This is a genomic window from Pseudoxanthomonas sp. SL93 (assembly GCF_026625825.1).
Classification (GTDB): Bacteria; Pseudomonadota; Gammaproteobacteria; order Xanthomonadales; family Xanthomonadaceae; genus Pseudoxanthomonas_A.
Genome location: NZ_CP113065.1, coordinates 593,739 through 616,227, shown reverse-complemented (window position 1 = coordinate 616,227; position 22,489 = coordinate 593,739). Strand labels below are relative to the sequence as shown.

16 protein-coding genes and 4 tRNA genes are annotated in these 22,489 nt (G+C 66.8%); 7 read left to right on the top strand and 13 right to left on the bottom strand.

The window, feature by feature from the left end:
- Window positions 1-80: 80 nt before the first annotated feature.
- Together OVA13_RS02870 and OVA13_RS02865 are read left to right on the top strand one after the other, a co-directional pair.
- The gene (locus tag OVA13_RS02870) at window positions 81-623 is read left to right on the top strand and encodes a TlpA family protein disulfide reductase (protein ID WP_267792316.1); all 543 of its coding nucleotides are present in this window, start codon (window positions 81-83) and stop codon (window positions 621-623) included.
- Complete coding sequence (locus OVA13_RS02865; RefSeq protein WP_267792315.1) at window positions 620-1,411, top strand: alpha/beta hydrolase-fold protein; 792 nt, start codon at window positions 620-622, stop codon at window positions 1,409-1,411. The genes OVA13_RS02870 and OVA13_RS02865 overlap by 4 nt, the downstream gene beginning before the upstream one ends.
- Here the strand turns inward: OVA13_RS02865 and OVA13_RS02860 are convergent.
- Window positions 1,396-1,794, bottom strand: coding sequence for a hypothetical protein (locus OVA13_RS02860; protein ID WP_267792314.1), 399 nt, complete (start codon window positions 1,792-1,794; stop codon window positions 1,396-1,398). The two genes, OVA13_RS02865 and OVA13_RS02860, sit on opposite strands and share 16 nt — an antisense overlap.
- Before the next feature lie 8 nt (window positions 1,795-1,802).
- Window positions 1,803-2,285, bottom strand: a complete 483-nt coding sequence (locus tag OVA13_RS02855) for a glutathione peroxidase (protein ID WP_267792313.1) — start codon at window positions 2,283-2,285, stop codon at window positions 1,803-1,805.
- 125 nt (window positions 2,286-2,410) lie between these two features.
- Between OVA13_RS02855 and OVA13_RS02850 the strand changes: the two genes are divergently transcribed.
- Both OVA13_RS02850 and OVA13_RS02845 read left to right on the top strand, forming a co-directional pair.
- Window positions 2,411-3,010, top strand: a complete 600-nt coding sequence (locus OVA13_RS02850) for a hypothetical protein (RefSeq protein WP_267792312.1) — start codon at window positions 2,411-2,413, stop codon at window positions 3,008-3,010.
- Between the two features lie 319 nt (window positions 3,011-3,329).
- A complete protein-coding gene (locus tag OVA13_RS02845; protein ID WP_267792311.1) occupies window positions 3,330-5,510 on the top strand; it encodes a M3 family metallopeptidase in 2,181 nt (726 codons plus the stop codon).
- Window positions 5,511-5,712: 202 nt separating this feature from the next.
- Here the strand turns inward: OVA13_RS02845 and OVA13_RS02840 are convergent, their stop codons facing one another.
- Both OVA13_RS02840 and OVA13_RS02835 read right to left on the bottom strand, forming a co-directional pair.
- Complete coding sequence (locus OVA13_RS02840; protein WP_267792310.1) at window positions 5,713-6,609, bottom strand: DnaJ C-terminal domain-containing protein; 897 nt, start codon at window positions 6,607-6,609, stop codon at window positions 5,713-5,715.
- Window positions 6,610-6,780: 171 nt separating this feature from the next.
- Entirely contained in the window at window positions 6,781-7,224 is a 444-nt protein-coding gene (locus tag OVA13_RS02835) for an Hsp20/alpha crystallin family protein (RefSeq protein WP_267792309.1), read from the bottom strand.
- A gap of 145 nt (window positions 7,225-7,369) precedes the next feature.
- Here OVA13_RS02835 and OVA13_RS02830 point away from each other — a divergent pair, with 145 nt between their 5' ends.
- Window positions 7,370-7,849: a peroxiredoxin gene (locus tag OVA13_RS02830; RefSeq protein WP_267792308.1), complete on the top strand. Its 480-nt coding sequence runs from the start codon at window positions 7,370-7,372 to the stop codon at window positions 7,847-7,849.
- 4 nt (window positions 7,850-7,853) lie between these two features.
- A complete protein-coding gene (locus OVA13_RS02825; protein ID WP_267792307.1) occupies window positions 7,854-8,606 on the top strand; it encodes a hypothetical protein in 753 nt (250 codons plus the stop codon).
- Between the two features lie 7 nt (window positions 8,607-8,613).
- On the opposite strand, the gene pbpC is transcribed toward OVA13_RS02825, so the two are convergent.
- The 4 genes from pbpC to OVA13_RS02805 form a co-directional block, all read right to left on the bottom strand.
- The gene (pbpC, locus tag OVA13_RS02820; protein ID WP_267792306.1) at window positions 8,614-10,965 is read right to left on the bottom strand and encodes a penicillin-binding protein 1C; all 2,352 of its coding nucleotides are present in this window, start codon (window positions 10,963-10,965) and stop codon (window positions 8,614-8,616) included.
- A gap of 144 nt (window positions 10,966-11,109) precedes the next feature.
- A complete protein-coding gene (locus OVA13_RS02815) occupies window positions 11,110-15,987 on the bottom strand; it encodes an alpha-2-macroglobulin family protein (protein WP_267792305.1) in 4,878 nt (1,625 codons plus the stop codon).
- A 237-nt stretch (window positions 15,988-16,224) separates the two neighbouring features.
- Window positions 16,225-18,918 carry a DNA gyrase subunit A gene (gyrA, locus tag OVA13_RS02810; RefSeq protein WP_267792304.1) on the bottom strand — a complete coding sequence of 898 codons (2,694 nt, stop codon included), beginning with the start codon at window positions 18,916-18,918 and terminating at the stop codon, window positions 16,225-16,227.
- 301 nt (window positions 18,919-19,219) lie between these two features.
- Window positions 19,220-19,294: transfer RNA gene (locus tag OVA13_RS02805), tRNA-Val, on the bottom strand.
- Window positions 19,295-19,381: 87 nt separating this feature from the next.
- On the opposite strand from OVA13_RS02805, the gene arsC reads away from it, so the two are divergent.
- Window positions 19,382-19,741, top strand: a complete 360-nt coding sequence (gene arsC / locus OVA13_RS02800) for an arsenate reductase (glutaredoxin) (RefSeq protein WP_267792303.1) — start codon at window positions 19,382-19,384, stop codon at window positions 19,739-19,741.
- 7 nt (window positions 19,742-19,748) lie between these two features.
- Here arsC and OVA13_RS02795 read toward each other — a convergent pair whose 3' ends face one another.
- The 5 genes from OVA13_RS02795 to pgsA all read right to left on the bottom strand — a co-directional run bounded on the left by OVA13_RS02795 (window position 19,749) and on the right by pgsA (window position 22,485).
- Window positions 19,749-21,371, bottom strand: a complete 1,623-nt coding sequence (locus OVA13_RS02795; RefSeq protein WP_267792302.1) for an FMN-binding glutamate synthase family protein — start codon at window positions 21,369-21,371, stop codon at window positions 19,749-19,751.
- 16 nt (window positions 21,372-21,387) lie between these two features.
- A tRNA-Leu gene (locus tag OVA13_RS02790) sits at window positions 21,388-21,474 on the bottom strand.
- Window positions 21,475-21,590: 116 nt separating this feature from the next.
- Window positions 21,591-21,664, bottom strand: a tRNA-Cys gene (locus tag OVA13_RS02785).
- Between the two features lie 107 nt (window positions 21,665-21,771).
- Window positions 21,772-21,847 (bottom strand) — tRNA-Gly (locus tag OVA13_RS02780).
- Complete coding sequence (gene pgsA, locus OVA13_RS02775; RefSeq protein ID WP_267792301.1) at window positions 21,838-22,485, bottom strand: CDP-diacylglycerol--glycerol-3-phosphate 3-phosphatidyltransferase; 648 nt, start codon at window positions 22,483-22,485, stop codon at window positions 21,838-21,840. The genes OVA13_RS02780 and pgsA overlap by 10 nt, the downstream gene beginning before the upstream one ends.
- Window positions 22,486-22,489 lie beyond the last annotated feature (4 nt).

Below are 22,489 nucleotides of genomic sequence, written 5' to 3'. Positions count from 1 at the left end.
GTGTCGCAAAGCTCTTCGCATGCGCTCCTTCGCCAGGGATTGCGCATGCTAGTCTTGAATCCTGTATCAGGGGGACGATGATGCTGCTGCGTATCGTATCGGCCGCGCTGCTGGCCTTCGCCTTTTTCCCATCGCATGCGGCCGACGTGGCCGTGCCGCAGCCCCGCGCAGGCGACATGCCGCCTACCATCGGCATCAAGGATCGCAGCGGCCAGGTCGTGGACCTCGCCGCGCTGCAGGGCAAGGTCGTCGTGGTGACGTTCTGGGCTTCCTGGTGCGGCCCCTGCCGGCGCGAGCTGCCCATGCTCGGCCACGTGCAGAAACTGGTCGGGCGTGACTATCTGGAAGTCATCGCCATCAACCTGAAGGAACCCCGCAGCGACTACCTGTCGGTACTGCGCGCCAACAAGGACCTCGACCTGACCTTCGTGCATGACGTGCGCGGCACCGTCAGCGACCGCTATGGCGTCACCGCGCTGCCCAACATGTTCATCATCGGCCGCGATGGCCGCATCGTCCGTACCCACCGCGGCTACTCGGAAGAAGTGCTGGAGTCCTTCGCGCAGGAACTGCTGGCGCTGCTGCCTAGCGAAGCCCTGCAAAGGCGCACCGAAACGCCATGAGCACGAAACGGACGGGCGTCAGCGGACGCATGCTGCTGTTTCTTTTCATCCTGCCGGCAGTGCTCACCGCCTGCCTGCCGGGCGGCAACCCCGATGCGCCCATCCCGCAGGCGCTGATCGCCGCGGAGCGGCCGGCGACCCGGGTGGTGGTGGTCCTGCCGGGTCGCGGCGACGACATCGCCGCGCTGCGTGCCAGCGGCATCGCCGAGGCGGTGCAGTCCGCGTGGCCGGATGCGGACGTGGTGCTGACCGGTCTCGGCTTCGGGTACTACATGCAGGGGCGCGCGCCGCAGCGGTTGCATGAGGAGGTCGTCGTCCCCGCACGCACGCGGGGCTACCGGGAAGTCTGGTTGCTGGGCGCCTCGATGGGCGGCATGGGCAGCCTGATGTACGACCGGGCCTATCCCGGCGACGCGACCGGGCTGGTGCTGCTGGCGCCGTATGTCGGCGACCGCAAGCTCATTGATGAGATCAGCCACACGGGGCTTGCCGGCTGGCAGCCCGGTGCGCCGCCGGAGCGGGTGGATGCCGGCAACTACCAGCGTGAGCTCTGGCGTCATCTGCAGACCTGGCAGCGCGATCCGTCGCGCACGCGCACGGTGTGGCTGGGCTATGGCGAGCAGGATCGTCTTGCCGGGGCAATGCCGCCGCTCGCCGGATTGCTTCCCGCACGCAATGTCGCCGTGGTTGAAGGTGGACATGCCTGGAAGGTGTGGTCACCCCTCGCCCGCCACCTGCTGTCCACGGCCGGCCCTGCGCAGTTGGAAGGCGCTCAGCGCTCGCCGTAGCGCAGCCATCGCACGGCGGAATCCTCGTCCGCGAAGATGCGCGCATTGAAGCCATGCTCGTTCGCCAGCAGCCCGGCGTATTCCACCAGCGGAATCTGCGCGGCGTGCCGTTCCACATAGGCGATGCGCACCGCTTCCATGCCCTGCCCCTGCATCGCCTGCACGAACACGAGCAGCTGCTCCGGCGGCGGAGGGTCGCCTTCCATGTCGTCCACCACCAGCATGCCCCGCGGCTGCACGCGGCGGACTTCCTCGGCGATCATGCGCCAGTACGCCAGCGTGGTCTCCAGCGTGCCGTTGACGCCGGTGACCCAGGCCCGCAGGCCGTAGTCGGCGGAACTGAATTCGATATGGAAGTTCAGGTCGGCAGGCGGTTCGACCATGTGGCGCGTCAGCCCAGTGCGGCGCGGATGTCGTCGGCAAGCGACTCGGGCGCATCGGTCGGCGCATAGCGCTTGATGACGCTGCCGTCGCGACCCACCAGGAACTTGCTGAAATTCCACTTGATGGCGGACAGCCCCAACAGGCCGCTTTTTTCCTTCTTCAGCCATTTCCACAGCGGGTGCGCGGCATCGCCGTTCACCTCGATCTTGGCGAACATCGGGAAGGTCACGTCGTAGTTCAGCGAACAGAAGTTCCTGATCTGGGCCGCATCGCCGGGTTCCTGGTGACCGAACTGGTCGCAGGGAAAGCCCAGCACCACCAGCCCCTGCGGGCCGAAGTCGCGCCACAGTTTTTCCAGGCCGGTGTACTGCGGGGTGAACCCGCACTTGGACGCCACGTTGACGATCAGCAGCGCCTTGCCCTGGTACTCGGACAGCGAGCGCTCGCGGCCGTCGATGTCCTGGGCGGAAAAATCGTATGCAGTGGTCATGCCAGCCTCCGGGTGAGCCGCTATCAGACACCCGATGCCCGTGTTCGGCAAGCCGCCGCCCGGCGGACTGGGACGGCGGCATGCGATGGGCTACCGTGTCACGCGCCAGGCCCTGGGAAACCGCCATGCAGCACTCCGCCGATCCGGCGTCCTACGCCAGCCTCTACATCCATATCCGCATCCTGCTGGGCATGATCGTGGGCCTGGGCCTGACCCATCTGCTGCGCCATCTGGCGCGCATCGTGGAGCGACCGCAGACACGCCGCATCTACTGGGTGCACCTGGTCTGGGCCGGCTTCATGTTCGTCTACCTGCTGCATTTCTGGTGGTGGGAATTCCAGCTGTCGCACCAGGGCCACTGGAACTTCAACCTGTACCTCTTCGTCACGCTGTATGCGCTGATGCTGTACCTGCTGTGCGCCCTCGTCTTCCCCGAAAGCGTCGACGACTACGAGGACTATCGCGCCTACTTCTACGCACGCCGGCACTGGTTCTTCGGATTCCTCGCGGTGCTGTTCGCGATGGACGTGGTGGACACGCTGATCAAGGGCGAGGCCTATTACCGCCACCTGGGCTGGGAATACCCGCTGCGCAATGCGGCGTACATCGTGGGCAGCCTGGGCGCCATCGCCACGCGCAGCCACCGCTACCACGGCACCTTCGCCATCGCCGCCCTGCTCTACGAACTGTCATGGATCTGGCGGCGGTACGAGATCCTCGCCTGATGCACGCAGCTCTCTGCCGAAGCGGCGCTCATGGCAGCCAGCGCCGCGGCCGCACTTCCCCGCGTGAACGGGTGCGCCGCGCGTCGTGAATCCTGGCCGGCCAGTACGCCCGGCCCGCCAGCAAGGCACCGGGGCCTGCAACGGCGCACGACAGGGCGCAAGCACAGGTTCCACGGATTTCGCCCTCCCGGGAGCGGGAATCCTGCCTTCGCCGAGCGCCAGGGGACGGCCTTCCGCCTCCCCATGCCTTTCGTCATGGGTCCCCGCTGCCCCCTTGGGTTAACCTTGAATGTCCACATCTGGAAGGAAGTTGCGCTCCATGACCACCCGCCTTGCCCTCGCGCTTGCCGCGACCCTCGGACTTGCCATGCCCGCCTACAGCCAGGCCGCCACCCCGTCCACCCAGACCGCCCAGGCGGCCAATCCCTTCTTCGCCGAAAGCCCGCTGCCGCTGCATTACCCGCAGTTCGACAAGATCAAGGACAGCGACTTCGCCCCCGCCTTCGACGCCGGCATGGCGGAGCAGTTGAAGGAAGTGGATGCCATCGCCAACAACCCGGCCGCGCCCACGTTCGAGAACACCATCATCGCGCTGGAAAAGAGCGGCCAGGTGCTGGACCGCGCCACCACCGTGTTCTTCAACCTCGTCGGCACGGACACCAATGACACGCGCAACAAGCTGCGTGCGGACTACTCCACCAAGTTCGCCGCCCACGGCGACGCCATCAACCTCAATCCGAAACTGTTCGCCCGCATCAAGGCGCTGTACGACAAGCGCAATGACCTGGGCCTGGATGCCGAAGGCGTCCGCCTGATCGAGCGCTACCACACCAGCTTCGTGCGTTCCGGTGCCAACCTGTCCGAGGCCGACAAGGCGACGCTGAAGGCGATGAACGCCGAGCTGGCCGCACTGGGCACCAAGTTCAGCGACAACGTGCTGAAGGAAGTGAACGCATCCGCCCTGGTCGTCGACAGCGCCAAGGAACTGGATGGCCTGACCGAAGGGCAGATCGCCACCGCCGCCGAAGTCGCCAAGAAGCGCGGCCTGGAAGGCAAGTACGTGCTGACCCTGCTGAACACCACCGGCCAGCCGCCGGAGTCGCAGCTGACCAACCGCGCCCTGCGCCAGCGCCTGCACGAAGCCTCCGTCGTGCGCGGCAGTCGCGGTGGCGAATTCGACAACACCCAACTGGTTTCGCGCGTCATGAAGCTGCGCGCCGACCGCGCCAAGCTGCTGGGTTACCCCAACCACGCCGCCTACGGCCTGGAAGACCAGACCGCGCGCACGCCCGAAGCCGTCAATGCGATGCTCGGCAAGCTGGCCCCGGCCGCCGTGGCCAATGCCAAGCGCGAGGCCGCCGACCTGCAGGCGATGATCGACAAGGAACAGAAGGCCAAGGGCCAGCCCACCTTCACGCTGGAACCGTGGGACTGGGCGTTCTACACCGAAAAGGTCCGCGCCGAGAAGTACAACTTCGACGAATCGCAGCTCAAGCCATACTTCGAGATGACCAACGTGCTGGAGAACGGCGTGTTCTACGCCGCCAACCAGCTGTACGGCCTGACCTTCAAGAAGCGCACCGACCTGCCGCTCTATCACCCCGACACGACGGTCTACGACGTGTTCAACGAGGACGGCACGCAGCTGGCGATCTTCATCGCGGACATGTACGCACGCGACTCCAAGCGGGGTGGCGCATGGATGAACTCCTACGTTTCGCAGTCCGCGCTGAGCGGCGACAAGCCGGTGGTGGCCAACCACCTCAACGTGCCCAAGCCGCCCGCAGGCGAACCGACGCTGCTGACGTGGGATGAAGTCACCACCATGTTCCACGAGTTCGGCCATGCGCTGCACGGCATGTTCTCGGACGTGAAGTATCCGTACTTCAGCGGCACCAGCGTGCCGCGTGACTTCGTCGAGTACCCGTCGCAGGTCAACGAGATGTGGGCCGACTGGCCGTCCATCCTGAAGAACTACGCCAAGCACTACCAGACCGGCGAGGCGATGCCGCAGGCGCTGCTGGACAAGGTGATCGCCGCGTCCAAGTTCAACCAGGGTTTCGCCACCACCGAGTACCTGGGCGCCGCCATGCTCGACCAGCGCTGGCACCAGATCACCGCCGACCAGGTACCCGACGCCGCCGGCGTGATGAAGTTCGAAGCCGCCGCGCTGACCGCCGACGGCATCAACTACAAGCCGGTGCCGCCGCGCTACAAGACGACCTACTTCAGCCACATCATGGGTGGCTACTCGGCCGGCTACTATGCTTACATCTGGTCGGAAGTGCTGGACGCCAACAGCGTGGAATGGTTCAAGCAGAACGGTGGCCTGACCCGCGCCAACGGCGACCACTTCCGCAAGACGCTGCTGTCGCAGGGCGGCAGCCAGGACGCCATGAAGATCTTCCGTGATTTCGCCGGCCACGATCCCAAGATCGAACCCCTGCTGGAAAAGCGCGGCCTCACCGCCCCGGCCACTGCGACCGCCGCGGCCAAGTAATTCGCCCGTCCTCGTTGTAGCAACCGCGCCACCTTCGGGTGGCGCGGTTGTTTACGGCCCGCCAACGGGAACGGGTTTCTCCACAGGGGGTGTGGATGACGCGTGCATGAAACTGTGGATAACCGCGGCGCGTGCCCGTGCCACAACGCTGTCAAGAAGGGTGGCCAAATTTTGACCACCCGCCGGCATCACGATGCTTCCGTCAGGGCGTCGTTTCGCCGAACGCCTTGGCCAGTTTCGCGTAGGCCTTGCGCTGCTCTTCCGTTTCCGGCTTCGGGGCGGTGATCTCCAGTTCGACGATCTGGTCGCCTGGCGGCGTACCCGGCAGGCCGCGCCCGCGCAGCCGCAGCTTGCGGCCGGAATCGGAGTCGGGGGGGATCTTCAGTTCCACCGCACCGCCCAGCGTGGGCACGCTGAGCGTCGCCCCCAGGGCCGCTTGCCAGGGCGTCAGCGGCAGCACGTGGATGATGTTGCGGCCATCCACGTCGAACTGCGGATGCGGGGCGTATTCCACTTCCAGCAGCAGGTTGCCGCCCTGGCTGCCTTGCCCGGCCAGACGGATCACCTGCCCCGGCTTCACGCCCTTGGGCACCCTGACGTCCAACTGGCGGCCGTTGACGTTGAGCCGGACACTGCCGCCGTCATGCACCGCCTGCAACGGCACCGCCAGTTTGGCGCGCGAATCGCGTGGCGCCTGGGGTCCGCGTGGCTGCGGAGCTTCGGGACGACCGCGGCGGCCGAACAGGCCTTCGAAGAAATCGCTGAAACCACCGCTGCCGGCACCGCCCGCGCCGCCGAAGATCTCCTCGAAATCGAAATCCTGAGCGCCGTGGCCGCCGCGCCCGAAATCGGGCGGCGGACGGAATTCCTCGCCCGGCCGGTAACCGCGCGCGCGCAGCTGATCGTAGGCGGCGCGCTTCTGCGGGTCGCGCAGCGCCTCGTAGGCCTCGTTGACGGCCTTGAACTGGTCTTCGGCACCGGCTTCCTTGCTGACGTCCGGGTGGTACTTGCGGGCCAGCCGGCGATACGCCGTCTTGATCTCGGCATCGCCGGCGCCGGGTTCCACCCCCAGCACCGCGTAATAGTCTTTGAACTGCATGGAATCTCCGCAGGAGTCCGCCGGCGCGCCGACGGCACTGCGGCACAGCGCCCGGCTGACGGAAAACGCGCTGGATGCGCGTCACGGGTCAATTCTAGCGGTAATGCCACCCTGCCCGCGTCGTCGCCCGTCTGCGCAGGCGGCGACGCGTCAGGGGTGCCTGCGCGGGCGTCAGGACACCTGGATGCGGCGCGGCGTGGTTTCCGGCTTCTTGGGAATGTCGATCTGAAGCACGCCATGCTTGCCGCTGGCGGTGATGCCGTCGGCATTGGCGCTGTCCGGCAGCGAGAAGCGTCGATAGAACGTCCCGTGCACGCGCTCCACGCGGGAATAACGCGCGGCGTCTTCCTTCTTCTCCGCAACCCTTTCGCCACGCAGGGTCAGGATGCCCTTGTCCATGTGGATCTCGATCTCCTGGGGATCCACGCCCGGGATGTCGGCCAGGATCACGAACCGGTCGCTCTCCTCGCGGATATCCACGCGCGGGGCCCACTGGCTGGTCACCACGTTGGACTGGTCGGCATCCGACTCGCCCAGGAAGCGGTCGAACACCTGCTTGATTTCATCCTGCAGGCCACGCGAGTTGGCCCACGGGTGGTACTGGACGATGCTCATGGTTTTCTCCTCAGGAAAAGGCGCAACCCAGGCGGCGCCGACAGCCCGGAAAATAGGCGCGGGCCAGGGGTTTTCAAGACCCTCACCGCGGCCTTACCCCGGCGCGCTAGACTGCATTCAGTTTCCTCAACGCAAGGCATTCCCCATGAGCATCCAGGTTGGCGACCGCATTCCCGAAGTCGTCCTCAAGCGTATCCGCGAAGGTGTCGAGGCCGTCGACACGGCGGCCCTGTTCGATGGCCGCAAGGCCGTGCTGTTCGCCGTGCCCGGCGCCTTCACCCCCACCTGTTCGGAGAAGCACCTGCCCAGTTATGTCGAGCATTTCGAGGATTTCCGCAGCCGCGGCATCGAAGTGTTCTGTGTTTCGGTCAATGACCCGTTCGTGATGCAGGCGTGGGGCAAGACGCAGCACGTACCGGACGGCCTGCAGATGCTGGCCGACGGCAACGCCGACTTCGCCAAGGCCCTGGGCCTGGAAATGGACGCCAGCGCCTACGGCATGGGCATCCGCGCCAAGCGCTTCGCGCTGTACGCGGAAGACGGCATCGTGCGCCACGTGTTCGTCGAGGCACCGGGCGAGTACAAGGTGTCCGGCGCGGAGCACATGCTGGAACAGATCGGCTGATCGCGTGGCAGGACGGAACGACATTCCGCCTGCATTGAAAGCCCGCGTCGCGGCGCGCGTCTCGGCGCCACGCCTGCAGATGAGCGTGCTGGTGCTGCTGACGGCAGCGGCAGGCTTCCTGGCCTCCGTGGCGCTCTCGGCGGCCGGCATGGATGCGTTGTGGCTGCGCTACCCCTTGTGCGTGATGCTGGCCTATGTCGTGTTCCTCGGCCTGATCTGGGTGTGGCGCCGGTATCGGGAATGGGACGTGTCGGGCCTTGATTCCGATGGCGGCCACGCATCCCCGCCAGCCGGACGCGATGGGAGCGAGTGGCACGGAGCGGGAGGGAAATCGGGTGGCGCCGGTGCCAGCGCGGATTTCGACGTGCTTCCCGATGGCGGGGCACGCATGTCGTTCGATGCCTCCCCCGGCGAAGTGCAGATGCCGTCCCTGGACAGCGCACTCGATCTGGATGAGTCACTGCCTGTCGCCGTCGTCTTGGCCTTGCTGGCGGGCGCGCTGCTGGCGGTCGGGTGGGTGATCTGGATCGCGCCCGCCCTGCTGGCGGAACTCGCTCTGGATGCCGTGTTGTCGGCCGGACTGTACCGGCGACTGAAGCACCAGCACGATCCGGATCGCTGGCTGGCGACCACGCTCCGCAGTACCGCATGGCCCTTCGTCGCCGCCACGCTGTCGCTGCTGCTGGCGGGCATGCTGATGAACCTGCTGGTGCCCGACGCCACCTCGCTGTCAGCGTTCCTGGCCCACTATCGCTGAACCCCGCTCAGCGCAGGACCTTGAACCTCACCCGCGTCCAGGCACCGCTGTCCGCCAGCGCAGTGAGCTGATGCTCGCCCGGCTGGTCAAAATCGTGCTGGAAAGCCTGGGAAGCCCGGGTTTCCGCGATCCAGCGACCGTCCAGCAACCACTGCACGCGGGCGTCCGTGCCAAGCGCGCGCAACTGGAGACGCACGCCGTGCGTGCTGCCGGGTGCACGCGCCAGCGTGGCCTGGTCGTTGAGTCCTTCGATGCGCAGTTCTTCCGCTGCATCCCGGCCGTCCGGCTGGCAGTCGGGCGACAACGCGGGCAGCCGCGAGGCCTCGCGCGTCTGCGCCGGCAACCAGGGCGATGCCAGGGCAGGCCAGCGCGCGATCTCCGTACTGCGGGCCACATGAGGATGGGCGCACTCCGCCGACAGCCGCAGCCCGGTACGTTGGTCCACGTCGAAGCGTTCCCTGCCCGCATTCCACAGCCGTGCGTCGCGTTCGGCGAAGGTGGGCGGCACGGCATTGTCCAGTATCCACGCCTCGCGCCGACGCTGGCACAGGTGGGGGGCGTCAGCGTCCGCCAGCGTGCCCAGCGGCCAGCAGATCTCGGCTTCCGTCACTTCGCGCGGTGCCGGCGGGCGTTCCGCATCGCCGCGGGTGCGCGGCAGGCTGTCGATCACTTCGAACATCAACGGCAACGCCGTCACCGCACCGTACTGCCCCGGCAGGGGCGTGCCGTCCGGTCGCCCCACCCAGACGCCGACCGTGTAGCGGTGCGTGCTGCCCAGGGCCCATGCATCACGGAACCCGTAGCTGGTCCCGGTCTTCCAGGCCACGCGCGGGCGATTGCCGGTATCCAGCACGCCGCCGCCATAACCGGGGCGTGGATGCGCCTCCAGCACCTCGCGGATGATCCACGCGGCACCCGGCGACAGCAGCCTGCGATCCATGGAAGGCATGTCGCGCGTGTACCGCACGCGCCCCGACAGCCCTGCGCGGTTCAGCGCGGCGTAGGCACCCACCAGGTCTTCGAGCCGCGCACCGGTACCACCGAGGATCAGCGCCAGGTTGGGCTGCGCGCCCGGCGGATAGCGCAACGTCAGCCCGTTGTTGGCCAGCCGCGCCGAGAAGCGCGCCGCACCCACGCGGTCCAGCAGGTCCACGGCCGGTACGTTGAGGGAAAGCCGCAACGCATCGGCGGCACTGACTGGCCCATTGAATGCGGCATCGAAATTGCCCGGACGATAACCGCCGAAGGACTGTGGCGCGTCCACCAGCAGACTCTCCGAATGGATCAGGCCATCATCCAGCGCCAGGCCGTACAGGAAGGGCTTGAGCGTGGAACCCGGCGAGCGCCAGGCCTGCACCATGTCCACGTGCCCCAACCGCGCCTGGTCGCCGAAGCTCACCGACCCCACATAGGCGTGCGCTTCCATCGTCGCGTTGTCGACCACCAGCAGCGCCGCCGACGTGCGCGCCGGCAACGTGGAGAAGTAACTCTGCACCCGCTCTTCGAGCGTGCGCTGCAGGCCGGCGTCGATCGTGGACACGATGCGTGCGGCACGTGGTTGCTGCTGGCGCAGGCGTTCGGCGAGCAGCGCGGCATGCAACGGCGGCTGCAGGGAGCGTGCGACCACCGGTTCCACCCGCGCATCGTCGACCACATCGGACGACCACATACCCTGTTCGGCCATGCGCCGCAGCACCTTGTCGCGTGCCAACCGTGCGGCCTCGGGATGACGGTCGGGGCGAAGCCGGCTGGGGGATTGCGGCAGCACGGCGAGCAGCGCGGCCTCGGCATGCGACAGCTGCGCGGCCGGCTTGCCCAGGTAGGCCCAACTGGCCGCATCCACGCCTTCGATGGTGCCACCGAAGGGGGCGCGTTCCAGGTACAGCGTGAGGATCTCGCGCTTGGAAAGATGCGCTTCCAGCTGCAGCGCGCGCAGCATCTGCTTGGCCTTGCCCCATGGCGTGCGCGAATGCCGGTCCAGCATGCGCGCCACCTGCATGGTCAGCGTCGATCCACCCGACACGATGCGGCCGCGCTGCACCCATTGTCCGCCTGCACGGACCAGCGCCCAGGGATTGATGCCGGGATGGCGCCAGAACCAGCGGTCCTCGTAGGTCAACAGCGCCTGCAGGTAGAGCGGCGACACGCTGTCGGGCGTGGCGGGATGGCGCCAGACGCCTTCGCGGTCGGCGAACGCGCGCAGCGGCGTACCGTCGCGCGCGACCACCAGCGTGCTGGTGTCGCGCGTTTTCGGCAGCGGCGGCGGGAAGGCGAAATCGAGCACCAGCAGCATGACGAGCACGGCGACGGTGACCCAGCGGAGCCAGGTCAACAGTCTGGGGAAACCTCGCTTCTGCATGAATGATGGTAACGCTGCGTGTGGCAGTGGGAGCGACGCCTGTAGCGATGAGGCTATACCAGCCGTTCGTCGCGACTCACGTCGCTCCCACAGTGACCAGTGTGGATGCGAACCTTCTCCCGGCGCGCCAGGAGAAGGAAAGCGTCACGGCTGCACCACCGTGATGGACGCCGGCGTGGACTTGCCCACGCCACGGATATCCGGGCGGTACATGTCTTCCACCAGCGGCGGCGGCACCGTGTACGTGCCCGGCGTGACCGCACGCACCAGGTAGAACACCTTGGCGGTGTCGCCCCGGTCCAGCTTCAGCGCGGCCACATAGCGGTCGTCACGGAACTCCTCGTGCTTCACGTCGGCGGCGCCTGCGCGGTCGCTGACGGAAATGCCGTCCACCACCACCTCGGCCCACTGCTTTGCTTCACCCAGGTTGAAGTTCTCGATCTCAAGCCCCGCCGGCAGCAGGTCGGTGAAGAGCGCGTCCGGCATGCTGACATTGGCGGTGATGCCCACGCGCACGATCAGCGCCTCGCCTTCCTTCAACGTGCCACCCTTCCACTCCTTGCCATCGGTGGTGTAGTAGCGTCGCTCGATGCCGATCTGGCGATTGTCCGGCGCAGGCGCGCTGCGCGGGATGCCCGCCACGTCCAGGCTGGCGTACAGCGGCGGACTGCCCTCCGGGACGAACCGCACGCCCTTCGACAGGCTTGCATGGTCGAAGCTGCGGCCGAACAGGCGCACCGGCGCCACCGCTTCGGCATCGCCGCCGACGCTCCATTGTCCGGACACCAGCTTCGCCTGGTCCACCATCAGGGCCTTGCCAAGCCGGGCCAGCGCCACCTGCTCCTGGGTGCTCAGCCACAACCAGCCACTGTTGCGGCGCGCGTCCAGTTCGCGGCCGAGCGACACCGTACGACGGTCGTACTCGGGCTTGGACAGCTTGCGTTCGTGCACCAGCGCGATCATCAGCGCGTCATCGCGCAGGCGGGTGCCGTAATCGCCCAGGTACTCGGGTCGATCGCCGGTCTTCGCGAAGCCGTCGGCGATGGCCTTCGCACCACGGTTCCTGTCGCCCTGCAGCGACAGCGCGATGCCCAGGTGCACCAGAGGCAGGCCGGTCAGGCTCTTGCCGCGCTCGTTGTCGTACAGCGCGCGCAGCGTGCCCAGCGGCGCCCGGTTGACGCGCGCCAGTACGTAACCCGCGTAGGCCTGGTTGGCGAATTTCAGGTGATCGCGACTGTCGTAGCCGTAGAACTGCGCGCCACCGGCCAGCAGGTCTTCGTTGAGCCGGGTCAGCGCCTTCTGCAGCACCGCATCCGGTACCGCGAAACCACCTTCGCGCGCATCCAGCAGGAATTCGGCGATGTACGGCGTCAGCCCCGGGTTGACGTAATCGTCGTTGCCCCACATCGAGAAGTGGCCGTTCGCCACCTGCATCGATGCGAGTCGGCCGAAGGCACCCTCCATGCGCTCGCGGCGCTTCTTCGCGTCCAGTCCCGCCACGCCCAGCAGCTTCGCGGTCGCGTCATCCAGTTCCAGCGCGGCGTACCCCTTGCTGGTGGTCTGCTCGGCGCAGCCGTAGGGGTACTCCAGCGCGCCCTGCAGCGCACTGGCGAACGGAATGGGCGGCAACGCACTCACCGTCATGCGCGCCGTCACCGAGCCGGGCATCAACCCGTCGGCGAAGCCCGCGCCCATTTCCACCGGGCCCAGGGCATCCAGCACGCGCGTCTGCGAACGCAGCACCGCTGGCCAGCCCGCGCGTACGGGCAGGTCATAACGACGGTCCACCTTGAAGCCATTGCCCTCCACGCGCACCCGCACCTTGGCGGTGGTGTAGCCCTCGCCTGCCGTGATCGGGAAGCTGAGGGTGTTCTTTCCGTCCACGGGCAGCGTGGCGTCGCGGCTGCCCTCACCGATGCTCAACGGCCCTTCGCCGTTCACCTGCACCTTGAAGGCACCGGGCTTGCCGGTGAAGTTCTGCACGTCCAGCGTCACCGTGCTGCGGTCGCCGGGCGCCAGCACGCGCGGCAGGCTGGCCTCGGCGACGATCGGCGCGCGCACCACCGTTTCACGGTCACGGTTGCCGTAGCGGGTGTCGGAATACACCAGTGCGGAGACCCGCAACGTGCCGTTGAAATCCGGCACCTTCAGCGCAATGCGCGCATTGCCCATGGCATCCAGCTTCACCGGGCCGGAGAACAGGTCCACCGTCTGCACGCGCGAGGTCGGCCGCTTGGCCTGTGGCAATGCCGCCAGCGCCATGTCGCCACCGAAGCGGATCTTCGCACTGCCGCCTTCGAAGCTCTCGATCACGCGCCCATAGATGTCATAGGCGTCTACGCCCAGGCGGCGCTGCGCGAAGAACTGCGCGTTCGCATCCGGCACGGGAAAGCGGGTGATGTTCAGGATGCCGACGTCGACCGCGGACACGGTGACATAGGCGGGCTTGCCCGCCAGTTCCGGCACGCTGACCACCACCGACAGGTTCTGCTCCGGCCGCATCTGCTTGGGCACGGACAATCCAACGGCCACCCGGCGGTCGCGGCGATCCATCGGCACGTGCGCCACGCCGACGGCGCGCGCGGGCGTGATCTTGCTGGGTGCGGAGCCACCGCGGAACACCAGTGCGGTGACATAGACGTCGTGGCGTTCCCAGTCCTTGGTCACCGGGATGGAGAACGTGCTGCCCGGCTTGGCATCGATGGCCTGCACGTAGAGCATGCGGTCGCTTTCGACCATCAGCAGGCCCTTGCCGGCGTGCGGTGGCGTCAGGGTGACCTTCATGGTGTCGCCGACCTTGTAGCCGGTCTTGTCCAGCGACAGCTTGACCTTGTCGGGGCGCGCGTCCAGGCCGCGGTTCTGGTCGTCCCAGCTCCAGCCGGCACGGAACGGATAACGCGTGGTCAGGCCCGTGGCCGGATCGAACACATCCAGCCGGTACTCGCCCCACTCCACCGGGAAATCGATCTTCGACGCACCGGTTCCTATGTCGAGCGTGCGCGTGTCCTTGTTCTCGAACCGGCGGGTGAAGTCGTAGTCCCAGCCGCCGTCCTCGTCGTAGTTCCAGTGGTAGTCGCGCAGTTCGCGCACCAGCATGGCCTTCAGCCCCTTGCCAGGCCGTGGCTTGCCGGCCGCATCCACGCGCACCAGTTCGAAGCCCGCATTCGCGTTGGCGTCGGCACCGTCCTTGTCGTCGAACAACGGGCGGATGCCGACCAACGTGTTCGCCGGCCACAGTACGCGCTTTAGCGTGCGGTTGACCGTGCGGCCGCCGGTCTCGTACACACTGCCTGACACGATGGCGGCAATGGTGCTGCGCGGTTTGGCCTCGGCCGGCAAGGCGATATCCTGCTGCAGCACGCCGTTCTCGGCCAGCGTGGTGTCGATGACGTCCTTGGCCTCTTTCGGCAGTTCCAGCGTCGGATCGCCGAAGAAGTAACCGGGCAGCTGCTCCAGCGGGTGCTGCTCCACCGCCACGGCCAGCTTGGCGGTGAAGCGGTTGCCGCTGGCCGGCGCGCCGTACAGGTAGGCCGCCGTGGCCTTCAGCCGGAGTGGCTCGCCGGGTTTGAGCACCGGCTGCGCCGCGTCCAGGTCCAGCTTCATGCGCTCGGGCAGGAATTCCTCGATGCGCAGCGTCATGCCCTGCACTGCTTCCTTGCTGGCGGGATCGGTGCGGAACTCGACCTGCCAGCGCCCCGTCGGCGCCTCCGCCGGGATGACCTGCTCGAAACGGACGTAACCCTGCTCGCCCGGCTGCAGGCGGGTCTCGCGGAACACCTTGCCGTCGGGCTGTTTCAGCCGCAGGAATACCGGCTGCAACTGTTTGCCGGTGGCCGTCACCGGTTTGCCGTCGTTGTCGCGCAGCAGGGCGGAGACGCGAACGGTTTCGCCAGGCCGGTACAGGTCACGCCCCGACCAGGCGAACACGTCGAACCACGCCTGTTCCCGCCCCGCCACCGCGAACTCGGACAGGTCCAGCGCGGGCTGGTTGAACGGAAGCATGGACACGTCCTTGCCGCGCGTAGCGACCAGCACGTGACCGGCGTCCAGGGTGTAGTTCAACAGCGCATTGCCGTTGCCGTCGGTCTTGCCGGCCAGCACCGCTTCGCCGCGCGCATCGAGCACCTTGAGCTCGACCCCACCGATGGCCGCGCCGTCCTGCAGCGATGCCGTGTGCACGAACAGCTTGTCCTTGTAGGCACGCGTATGCAGGCCGATGTCGCTAACGGTGAAGAACGCCGTCTCGAACTCGCCGGCGAACTTGCCGGTGCGCTTCATGACGGCGAAGTACAGGCCGGGATCCTGCAGCTCGCGGATGTCCTGGATGGGCAGGTAGGTCAGCACGCGCTCGTTGGGCTTGCCGCCCAGCACGAAGCGGTTGAGGTAGACCGGCTCGGCCAGCGTGCCCAGCGGCGTGTTGTCGCCGTATTCGCTGTCCAGGTCCCAGCTGCCGCGACGGCCACCGCGCTGGTACTCGGCGAAGAACTTCGGCAGCTGCTTCTCGGTGACGCGCAGGAACTCGACATCGACTTCGTCCACGTTGATCGACACCACCGGCAGGCCGCGGCTTTCCCGCGCCGGCAGCACGCTGCCCTGCGAGGCGAAGCCGACCGCGGGTTCCAGTTCGCCGGTGTGCACCTTGCGGGTGTCGTCCTTGCCCAGTCGGGTGCCATCGGCCGCGGAAAGACCGGCGCGCAGCGTGACCTGGTAGTCCTTGGCCGCTTCCACCGACGGGAAGCGCAGCACCAGCCCTTTCTCGTCCAGCACCCAGCTGCCCTTCACCACCGCACCGTTGGCATCGGTGACCGCCAGCAGCGCGTCGAAATCCTGCGAACTGACCAGCGGCCGGCTGAACTCCAGGGCGATGGCCAGGTTGCCGTCATGCTGGTCGGGATAGGCCCCCACCAGCGCGAAACCTTCCACCTTGTCGCGCTGCGCCTTGATGGGCTCGCCGCTGGCTTCGGGCAACTGGCCGGTCTCGTTGCGCTTGCAGCCGTTGAGGGACAGCAGCGCGAAAACCATTGCGAAGAAAACAAAAAACGCGCGGACCCGGAAGGTGCGCGCGCGTGCCGTGTGCGGTGTTGCCGATGCCATGTGCCGGTCCCTGCCCTGGTCGTGTCGGCAGTATAGAACGCACCCGCGGCAGGTTTGGGGTCACGTTTACGTGGCGCCGGCATGCGCCCCACCGCCGATGGCAAGCGCCACCCCGGAAAAGAGAAACCCCGGCATGGCCGGGGTTCCTGTCGTGACGCCGCCGGCTTACGCCTGGGGCTGGTCTTCCGCCGGAGGGGCGACGGAGGCCAGATCCGCCGGCGTGTCGCCGCCCTCGTCCTCATCGTCGAGCGAGGCGTCCAGGCGTTCGACCGCCTGCAGCACTTCACCCTCGCCCAACCGCATCAGGGTGACGCCCTGCGTATTGCGACCCACCTGCGAGATGCCGCTGGCCCGCGTCCGCACCAGCGTGCCGCCGTCGGAGATCAGCAGTACTTCGTGGTGGTCGGACAGCTGGATCGCACCGACCAGCTTGCCGTTGCGCTCGGTGGTCTTCAGCGCGATGACGCCACGGGTGCCACGCCCCTTGCGCGGGTACTCGGTCACCGGCGTGCGCTTGCCGTAACCGCGCTCGCTGGCGGTCAGGATGTCGCCGTCGCCATCGACCACGACCAGGCTGACCACTTCCGAACCGCTGTCGTGGATCACCGGCGCGGCATCGACGTCGACGCCCTCACCCGCATCGCCTTCGTCCGCTTCCACCTCGGCATCGCTGCCCGGCGCCAAGCGCATGCCGCGCACGCCGGTCGCGGTACGACCCATCGGGCGCACCAGCGATTCGGAGAAGCGCACCGCGCGCCCGTTCGACGCGAACAGCATGACGTCGCGTTCGCCATCGGTCAGGGCAACGCCGACCAGCGCATCGCCTTCATCCAGGTTGATCGCGATCTTGCCGCGCGCCAGCTTGAACGCGAACTCGGTCAGCGGGGTCTTCTTGACCGTGCCGTCCTTGGTCGCGAAGAACACATAGCGGCCTTCCTCGTACGCACGCACCGGCACCACCGCCTGCACCTTCTCGCCGGGTTCCAGCGGGATCCAGTTGATGATCGGGCGGCCACGCGCGTTCGAGCCGGCTTCCGGCAGCTGGTACACCGGCAGCCAGAACACCTTGCCGCTGCTGGTGAACGTCAGCAGCGTGTCGTGCGTGTTGACCAGCCACAGCTGGTCGATGAAATCCTCTTCCTTGGTCGCCGCCGCGCTGCGGCCACGGCCGCCACGACGCTGCGCGCGGTAGGCGCTGGCCGGCTGGCGCTTGGCGTAACCGGCGTGCGACAGGGTGACCACCACGTCTTCCGGCGCGATCAGGTCCAGGATGTCCAGGTCTTCCTCGCTGTGGCGGATCTCGCTGCGGCGCTCGTCGCCGAATTCGGCCTTGACGTTCAGCAACTCGTCGCGGATCACCTGCAGCAACACATCCGGGTTTTCCAGGATGCGGATCAGGCCGGCGATGGTTTCCAGCAGTTCCTTGTATTCCTCGGTCAGCTTTTCCTGTTCCAGACCGGTCAGGCGGTGCAGGCGCATCTCCAGGATCTGGGTGGCCTGCACTTCGGTCAGCTGGTAGCGGCCGTCATGGAAACCGACGCCGACCGGCAGGTCTTCCGGACGCGAGGCCTCGGCGCCGGCCGCCGCCAGCAGGGTGCCCACCAGGCCCGGCTCCCAGGTCTTGGCCAGCATGCGCTCGCGCGCTTCCTGCGGGTTGGCCGACGTCTTGATCAGTTCGATCATCTCGTCGATGTTGGCCAGCGCGACCGTCAGGCCTTCGAGGATGTGCGCGCGGGCGCGGGCCTTGCGCAGGTCGAAGATGGTGCGGCGGGTGACCACTTCGCGGCGGTGGCGCACGAAGGCTTCCAGCATCTGCTTCAGGTTGAGCAGCTGCGGGCGGCCGTCGACCAGCGCGACCATGTTGATGCCGAACACCGACTCCATCGGCGTCTGCTGGTACAGGTTGTTCAGCACGACCTCGGCCGATTCGCCGCGCTTGACCTCGATGTAGATGCGCATGCCGTCCTTGTCGGACTCGTCGCGCAGCTCGCTGATGCCTTCCAGCTTCTTTTCCTTCACCAGCTCGGCGATCTTCTCGATCAGCCGCGCCTTGTTCACCTGATACGGGATCTCGGTGACGATGATCGATTCGCGGCCGTTGTCTTCATTGACTTCGATATCGGCCTTGGCGCGCATGCGCACGCGGCCACGGCCGGTACGGTAGCCCGCGACGATGCCGGCGGTGCCGTTGATGATGCCGGCGGTGGGAAAATCCGGGCCCGGGATGTACTGCATCAATCCGTCGACATCCAGTTCCGGATTGTCGATCAGCGCGATCAGGCCGTTGACCACTTCCGACAGGTTGTGCGGCGGGATGTTGGTGGCCATGCCCACCGCGATGCCGGCCGAACCGTTGACCAGCAGGTTCGGGAAGCGCGTCGGCAGGACCGTCGGCTCCTGTTCCTTCTCGTCGTAGTTGGGCTGGAAATCGACGGTTTCCTTGTCGATGTCGGCCAGCAGCTCATGGGTGAGCTTGGCCATGCGCGCTTCGGTGTAACGCATGGCGGCGGCGGCATCGCCGTCGACCGAACCGAAGTTGCCCTGGCCGTCGACCAGCAGGTAGCGCAGCGAGAACGGCTGCGCCATGCGCACCAGCGTGTCGTACACCGACTGGTCGCCGTGGGGGTGGTATTTACCAATCACGTCACCGACGATGCGCGCCGACTTCACGTGGGGCTTGTTGGCGTGGTTGCCCAGTTCGTTCATGGCGAACAGGACACGCCGGTGGACAGGCTTCAGGCCATCGCGGACATCCGGGAGTGCGCGCCCCACGATCACGCTCATCGCGTAATCGAGATAGCTGCGGCGCATCTCGTCTTCGAGGTTGACGGGGATGATTTCCTTGGCGAGTTCGGCCATTCGGGTTCCGTGGTTCTTTCAGGTTTTTCGAGCCGAAACCCGGCTGCCGGGACTATGCCGGCAAGGCACGGGCAGACGGGGTTTCAGGCGGGTTCTGCAACGTCCGGAGTCTACCACAGACGCCCACTTTCCGCCCTGTTTTCCACCCCTGAAACAACCACTTATCGCCGACTGGGCGCGTGGGTCGCTGCAGGTTGCCGGGACGGCCGCAGCGGGGCGTCAGACTGCCCCCCCCGGCACATGCCGTCCGCCGTCGCCGGAAAACAAGAAAGCCCGGCAGGGCCGGGCTTTTTGCTGGAACTGGTGGGCGGTACAAGTTTCGAACTTGTGACCCCTGCCGTGTGAAAGCAGTGCTCTACCGCTGAGCTAACCGCCCGGATGATCGGGGCGCGTATGGTAATCGCGGACCACGCCCACGGTCAACGTTCCCGGAGGTGGTGCCTCCCCGCCCTAGAATGCCCGCATGGAAGACACCCGCCTGTACCACAACCCCCGCTGTTCCAAGTCACGCAACGCGCTGCAACTGCTGCAGGCGCGCGGCATCGAGCCCCGCATCATCCCCTACCTGGAACAGCCGCCGTCGGCCGACGAAATCCGGTCGCTGCTGGCCCTGCTCGGCGTGCCCGCACGCTCACTGATCCGGACCGGAGAAGAGGACTATGCCGCGCTCGGACTGGCCGACATGTCACTCGACGAAGAGACCCTGATCCAGGCCCTGGCCACCCACCCGCGGCTGCTGGAGCGCCCCCTCTTCGTTCACGCCGGGCGCGCGGTGATCGGCCGTCCGCCGGAGCGGGTACTGGACCTGCTGCCGCCCGTTTGACGACGCCTCAGCGGTCCTTGGCATCGCACAGCGCGCTGACGCGGCGCGGCGCGGCGAAACTGTCGCTGCGGGCATCCGGCCAGAAGTCGCGGAAGACCGCATGCGCGGGCACGCGGTCAAGCAGCTCGCCGGGCTCCACGAAGCGGTAGAGCGAGGCCAGCGAACGCACTTCGATCGGCGACACGCGGCGCAGGATGTGTTCCGGCCCCAGCTGTTGCGGATGCTCCAGCCCGGCAGCACACAGCATGTCGCGCAGCGCCTTCAGCGTGTTGTCGTGGAACTGCTGCACGCGCACCGACTTGTCGGGCACGTCGAGGTGTTTCCAGCGACGCGGATCCTGCGTGGCCACGCCGGTCGGGCAACGGTCGTTATGGCAACTCTGCGACTGGATGCAGCCCAGCGCGAACATGAAACCCCGCGCAGCGTTGCACCAGTCCGCGCCCATCGCCATGATCCGGGCGATGTCGAAGGCGCTGATGATCTTGCCCGCCGCGCCGATGCGGATGCGGTCGCGCAGGTTCAGTCCGACCAGCGTGTTGTGCACCAGCAGCAGCGCTTCATGCATCGGCACGCCCACATGGTCGATGAACTCCGACGGCGCCGCACCGGTGCCGCCCTCCGCCCCGTCGACGACGATGAAATCCGGCAGCAGGCCGGTTTCCTGCATCGCCTTGGCGATGGCGAACCACTCCCAGGGATGGCCGATGGCCAGCTTGAAGCCCGTCGGCTTGCCGCCGGAGAGATCGCGCAGGCGCGCGATGAACTGCAGCAATTCCACCGGCGTGGAGAACGCGGAGTGCCTGGCCGGCGAAACGCAGTCGTGGCCCATCGGCACGCCGCGCGTGGCGGAGATCTCCGCACTGACCTTGGCCGCCGGCAGCACGCCGCCATGGCCGGGCTTGGCGCCCTGCGACAGCTTCAGCTCGATCATCTTCACCTGCGGGGAGCGTGCGTTTTCGACGAAGCGTTCCTCGCTGAACGCCCCCCGCTCGTCACGGCACCCGAAATAGCCCGAACCGATCTCCCAGACCAGGTCGCCCCCGTTCTCGCGGTGATACGGCGAGATCGAACCCTCGCCGGTGTCGTGGTAGAAGCCGCCGCGTCGCGCGCCTTCGTTCAGCGCGCGCACGGCATTGGCGGAGAGCGCGCCGAAGCTCATCGCCGAGATATTGAACACGCTGGCCGAGTAAGGCTGCGCCGTGTTCGCGCCGATCACCACGCGGAAATCATGGGAGTCGACGTGCGTGGGCGCCATCGAGTGGTTGATCCACTCGTAGTCGACGCTGTACACGTCCTGCTGGCTGCCGAACGGCACCACGTCCATCACACCCTTGGCCCGCTGGTACACCAGTGAACGCTGCTGGCGCGAGAAAGGCACTTCCACCGTATCGCCTTCGATGAAGTACTGGCGGATCTCGGGGCCCACCGATTCCAGTCCGTAGCGGAAATGCGCCAGCACCGGATAGTTGCGGCGCAGGGTGCTGCGCGACTGCAGCACGTCCCAGGTTCCGATCACGGCCAGCAGACCGAACGCCACGGCGCCCCACCCCCAGGCCGGCCATGTGAAGGAAAGCGCCAGCGACAACAGTGCCAGCGCGATGCACAGTCCATACGCCAGATAGCGGCTCATCGCGTCCCTCGCCTGGTGGTGCCCGGAGCCGGAATCGAACCGGCATGGCCTTGCGGCCGGCGGATTTTAAGTCCGATGCGTCTACCAATTTCGCCATCCGGGCATGCGGATAGCCTGCCTCACTGCCGGCTGAATGGAAAGCCGTGGCCAGGTCACTGCACACACGGACAAAAACGAAAACGCCCGGCGTGGGCCAGGCGTCATCGGAATCAACGTGTATGGAGGCCTGGGTCGGAATTGAACCGGCGTACGCGGATTTGCAGTCCGCTGCATAACCACTCTGCCACCAGGCCGGTGGCGACTGCGCCAGACTGGCGCAATCACGACGCCTTTTCAAGCGCCTTACAACACAAAACCCCGCGAACGGGGTTTTGGGTACCGTCCTTTGCAGGACGAAATCTGGAGCGGGAAAAGGGACTCGAACCCTCGACCCCGACCTTGGCAAGGTCGTGCTCTACCAACTGAGCTATTCCCGCGTCGAGAGAGACGAAATTGTAGCGTCTTGTTTCGGCATGTCAACACTCTTTTTTTCACCGTCGCGCAGAATGGGCCATGCCGCGCGCAGGTACTGGATGCCCGACCACAGGGTCAGCAGCGCCGCGATGGCCAACAGCCAGTCGCCGATCAGGAAAATCCAGCGCCCCATCCAGATGTCGCCCACGTCCAGTTCGCCCGGCGTGGAGGCATAGAGCAGGCAGCCCAGCGCCACCATCTGCACGATGGTCTTGATCTTGCCCAGTGCCGCCACCTTCACCGTCGCGCGCTGGCCCAGCCCGGCCATCCATTCGCGCAGCGCGGACACCGCGATCTCGCGCCCGACGATGACCGCGGCCCAGATCGCCATCCACATGGTGGGGTTGTCCTGCACGATCAGGAACAGCGACACCGCCACCATCAGCTTGTCGGCCACCGGATCCAGGAAGGCACCGAAGGCGGAATAGAGGTGGTAGCGACGCGCGATCCAGCCGTCCAGCCAGTCGGTGACGGCGGCCAGGATGAAGATCATCGCCGCGGCCAGGTTGGTCCACTTGTAGGGCAGGTAGAACACCAGCACCAGCACCGGGATCAGCACGATCCGCAGCAATGTGAGCCAAGTGGGGATGGTCAACTTCATTACG

Coding starts and splice junctions, on each gene's coding strand:
- OVA13_RS02870 (WP_267792316.1), top strand. CDS start 81: ATGCTGCTGCGTATCGTATCGGCCGCGCTGCTGGCCTTCGCCTTTTTC.
- OVA13_RS02865 (WP_267792315.1), top strand. CDS start 620: ATGAGCACGAAACGGACGGGCGTCAGCGGACGCATGCTGCTGTTTCTT.
- OVA13_RS02860 (WP_267792314.1), bottom strand. CDS start 1,794: ATGGTCGAACCGCCTGCCGACCTGAACTTCCATATCGAATTCAGTTCC.
- OVA13_RS02855 (WP_267792313.1), bottom strand. CDS start 2,285: ATGACCACTGCATACGATTTTTCCGCCCAGGACATCGACGGCCGCGAG.
- OVA13_RS02850 (WP_267792312.1), top strand. CDS start 2,411: ATGCAGCACTCCGCCGATCCGGCGTCCTACGCCAGCCTCTACATCCAT.
- OVA13_RS02845 (WP_267792311.1), top strand. CDS start 3,330: ATGACCACCCGCCTTGCCCTCGCGCTTGCCGCGACCCTCGGACTTGCC.
- OVA13_RS02840 (WP_267792310.1), bottom strand. CDS start 6,609: ATGCAGTTCAAAGACTATTACGCGGTGCTGGGGGTGGAACCCGGCGCC.
- OVA13_RS02835 (WP_267792309.1), bottom strand. CDS start 7,224: ATGAGCATCGTCCAGTACCACCCGTGGGCCAACTCGCGTGGCCTGCAG.
- OVA13_RS02830 (WP_267792308.1), top strand. CDS start 7,370: ATGAGCATCCAGGTTGGCGACCGCATTCCCGAAGTCGTCCTCAAGCGT.
- pbpC (WP_267792306.1), bottom strand. CDS start 10,965: ATGCAGAAGCGAGGTTTCCCCAGACTGTTGACCTGGCTCCGCTGGGTC.
- OVA13_RS02815 (WP_267792305.1), bottom strand. CDS start 15,987: ATGGTTTTCGCGCTGCTGTCCCTCAACGGCTGCAAGCGCAACGAGACC.
- gyrA (WP_267792304.1), bottom strand. CDS start 18,918: ATGGCCGAACTCGCCAAGGAAATCATCCCCGTCAACCTCGAAGACGAG.
- arsC (WP_267792303.1), top strand. CDS start 19,382: ATGGAAGACACCCGCCTGTACCACAACCCCCGCTGTTCCAAGTCACGC.
- OVA13_RS02795 (WP_267792302.1), bottom strand. CDS start 21,371: ATGAGCCGCTATCTGGCGTATGGACTGTGCATCGCGCTGGCACTGTTG.
- pgsA (WP_267792301.1), bottom strand. CDS start 22,485: ATGAAGTTGACCATCCCCACTTGGCTCACATTGCTGCGGATCGTGCTG.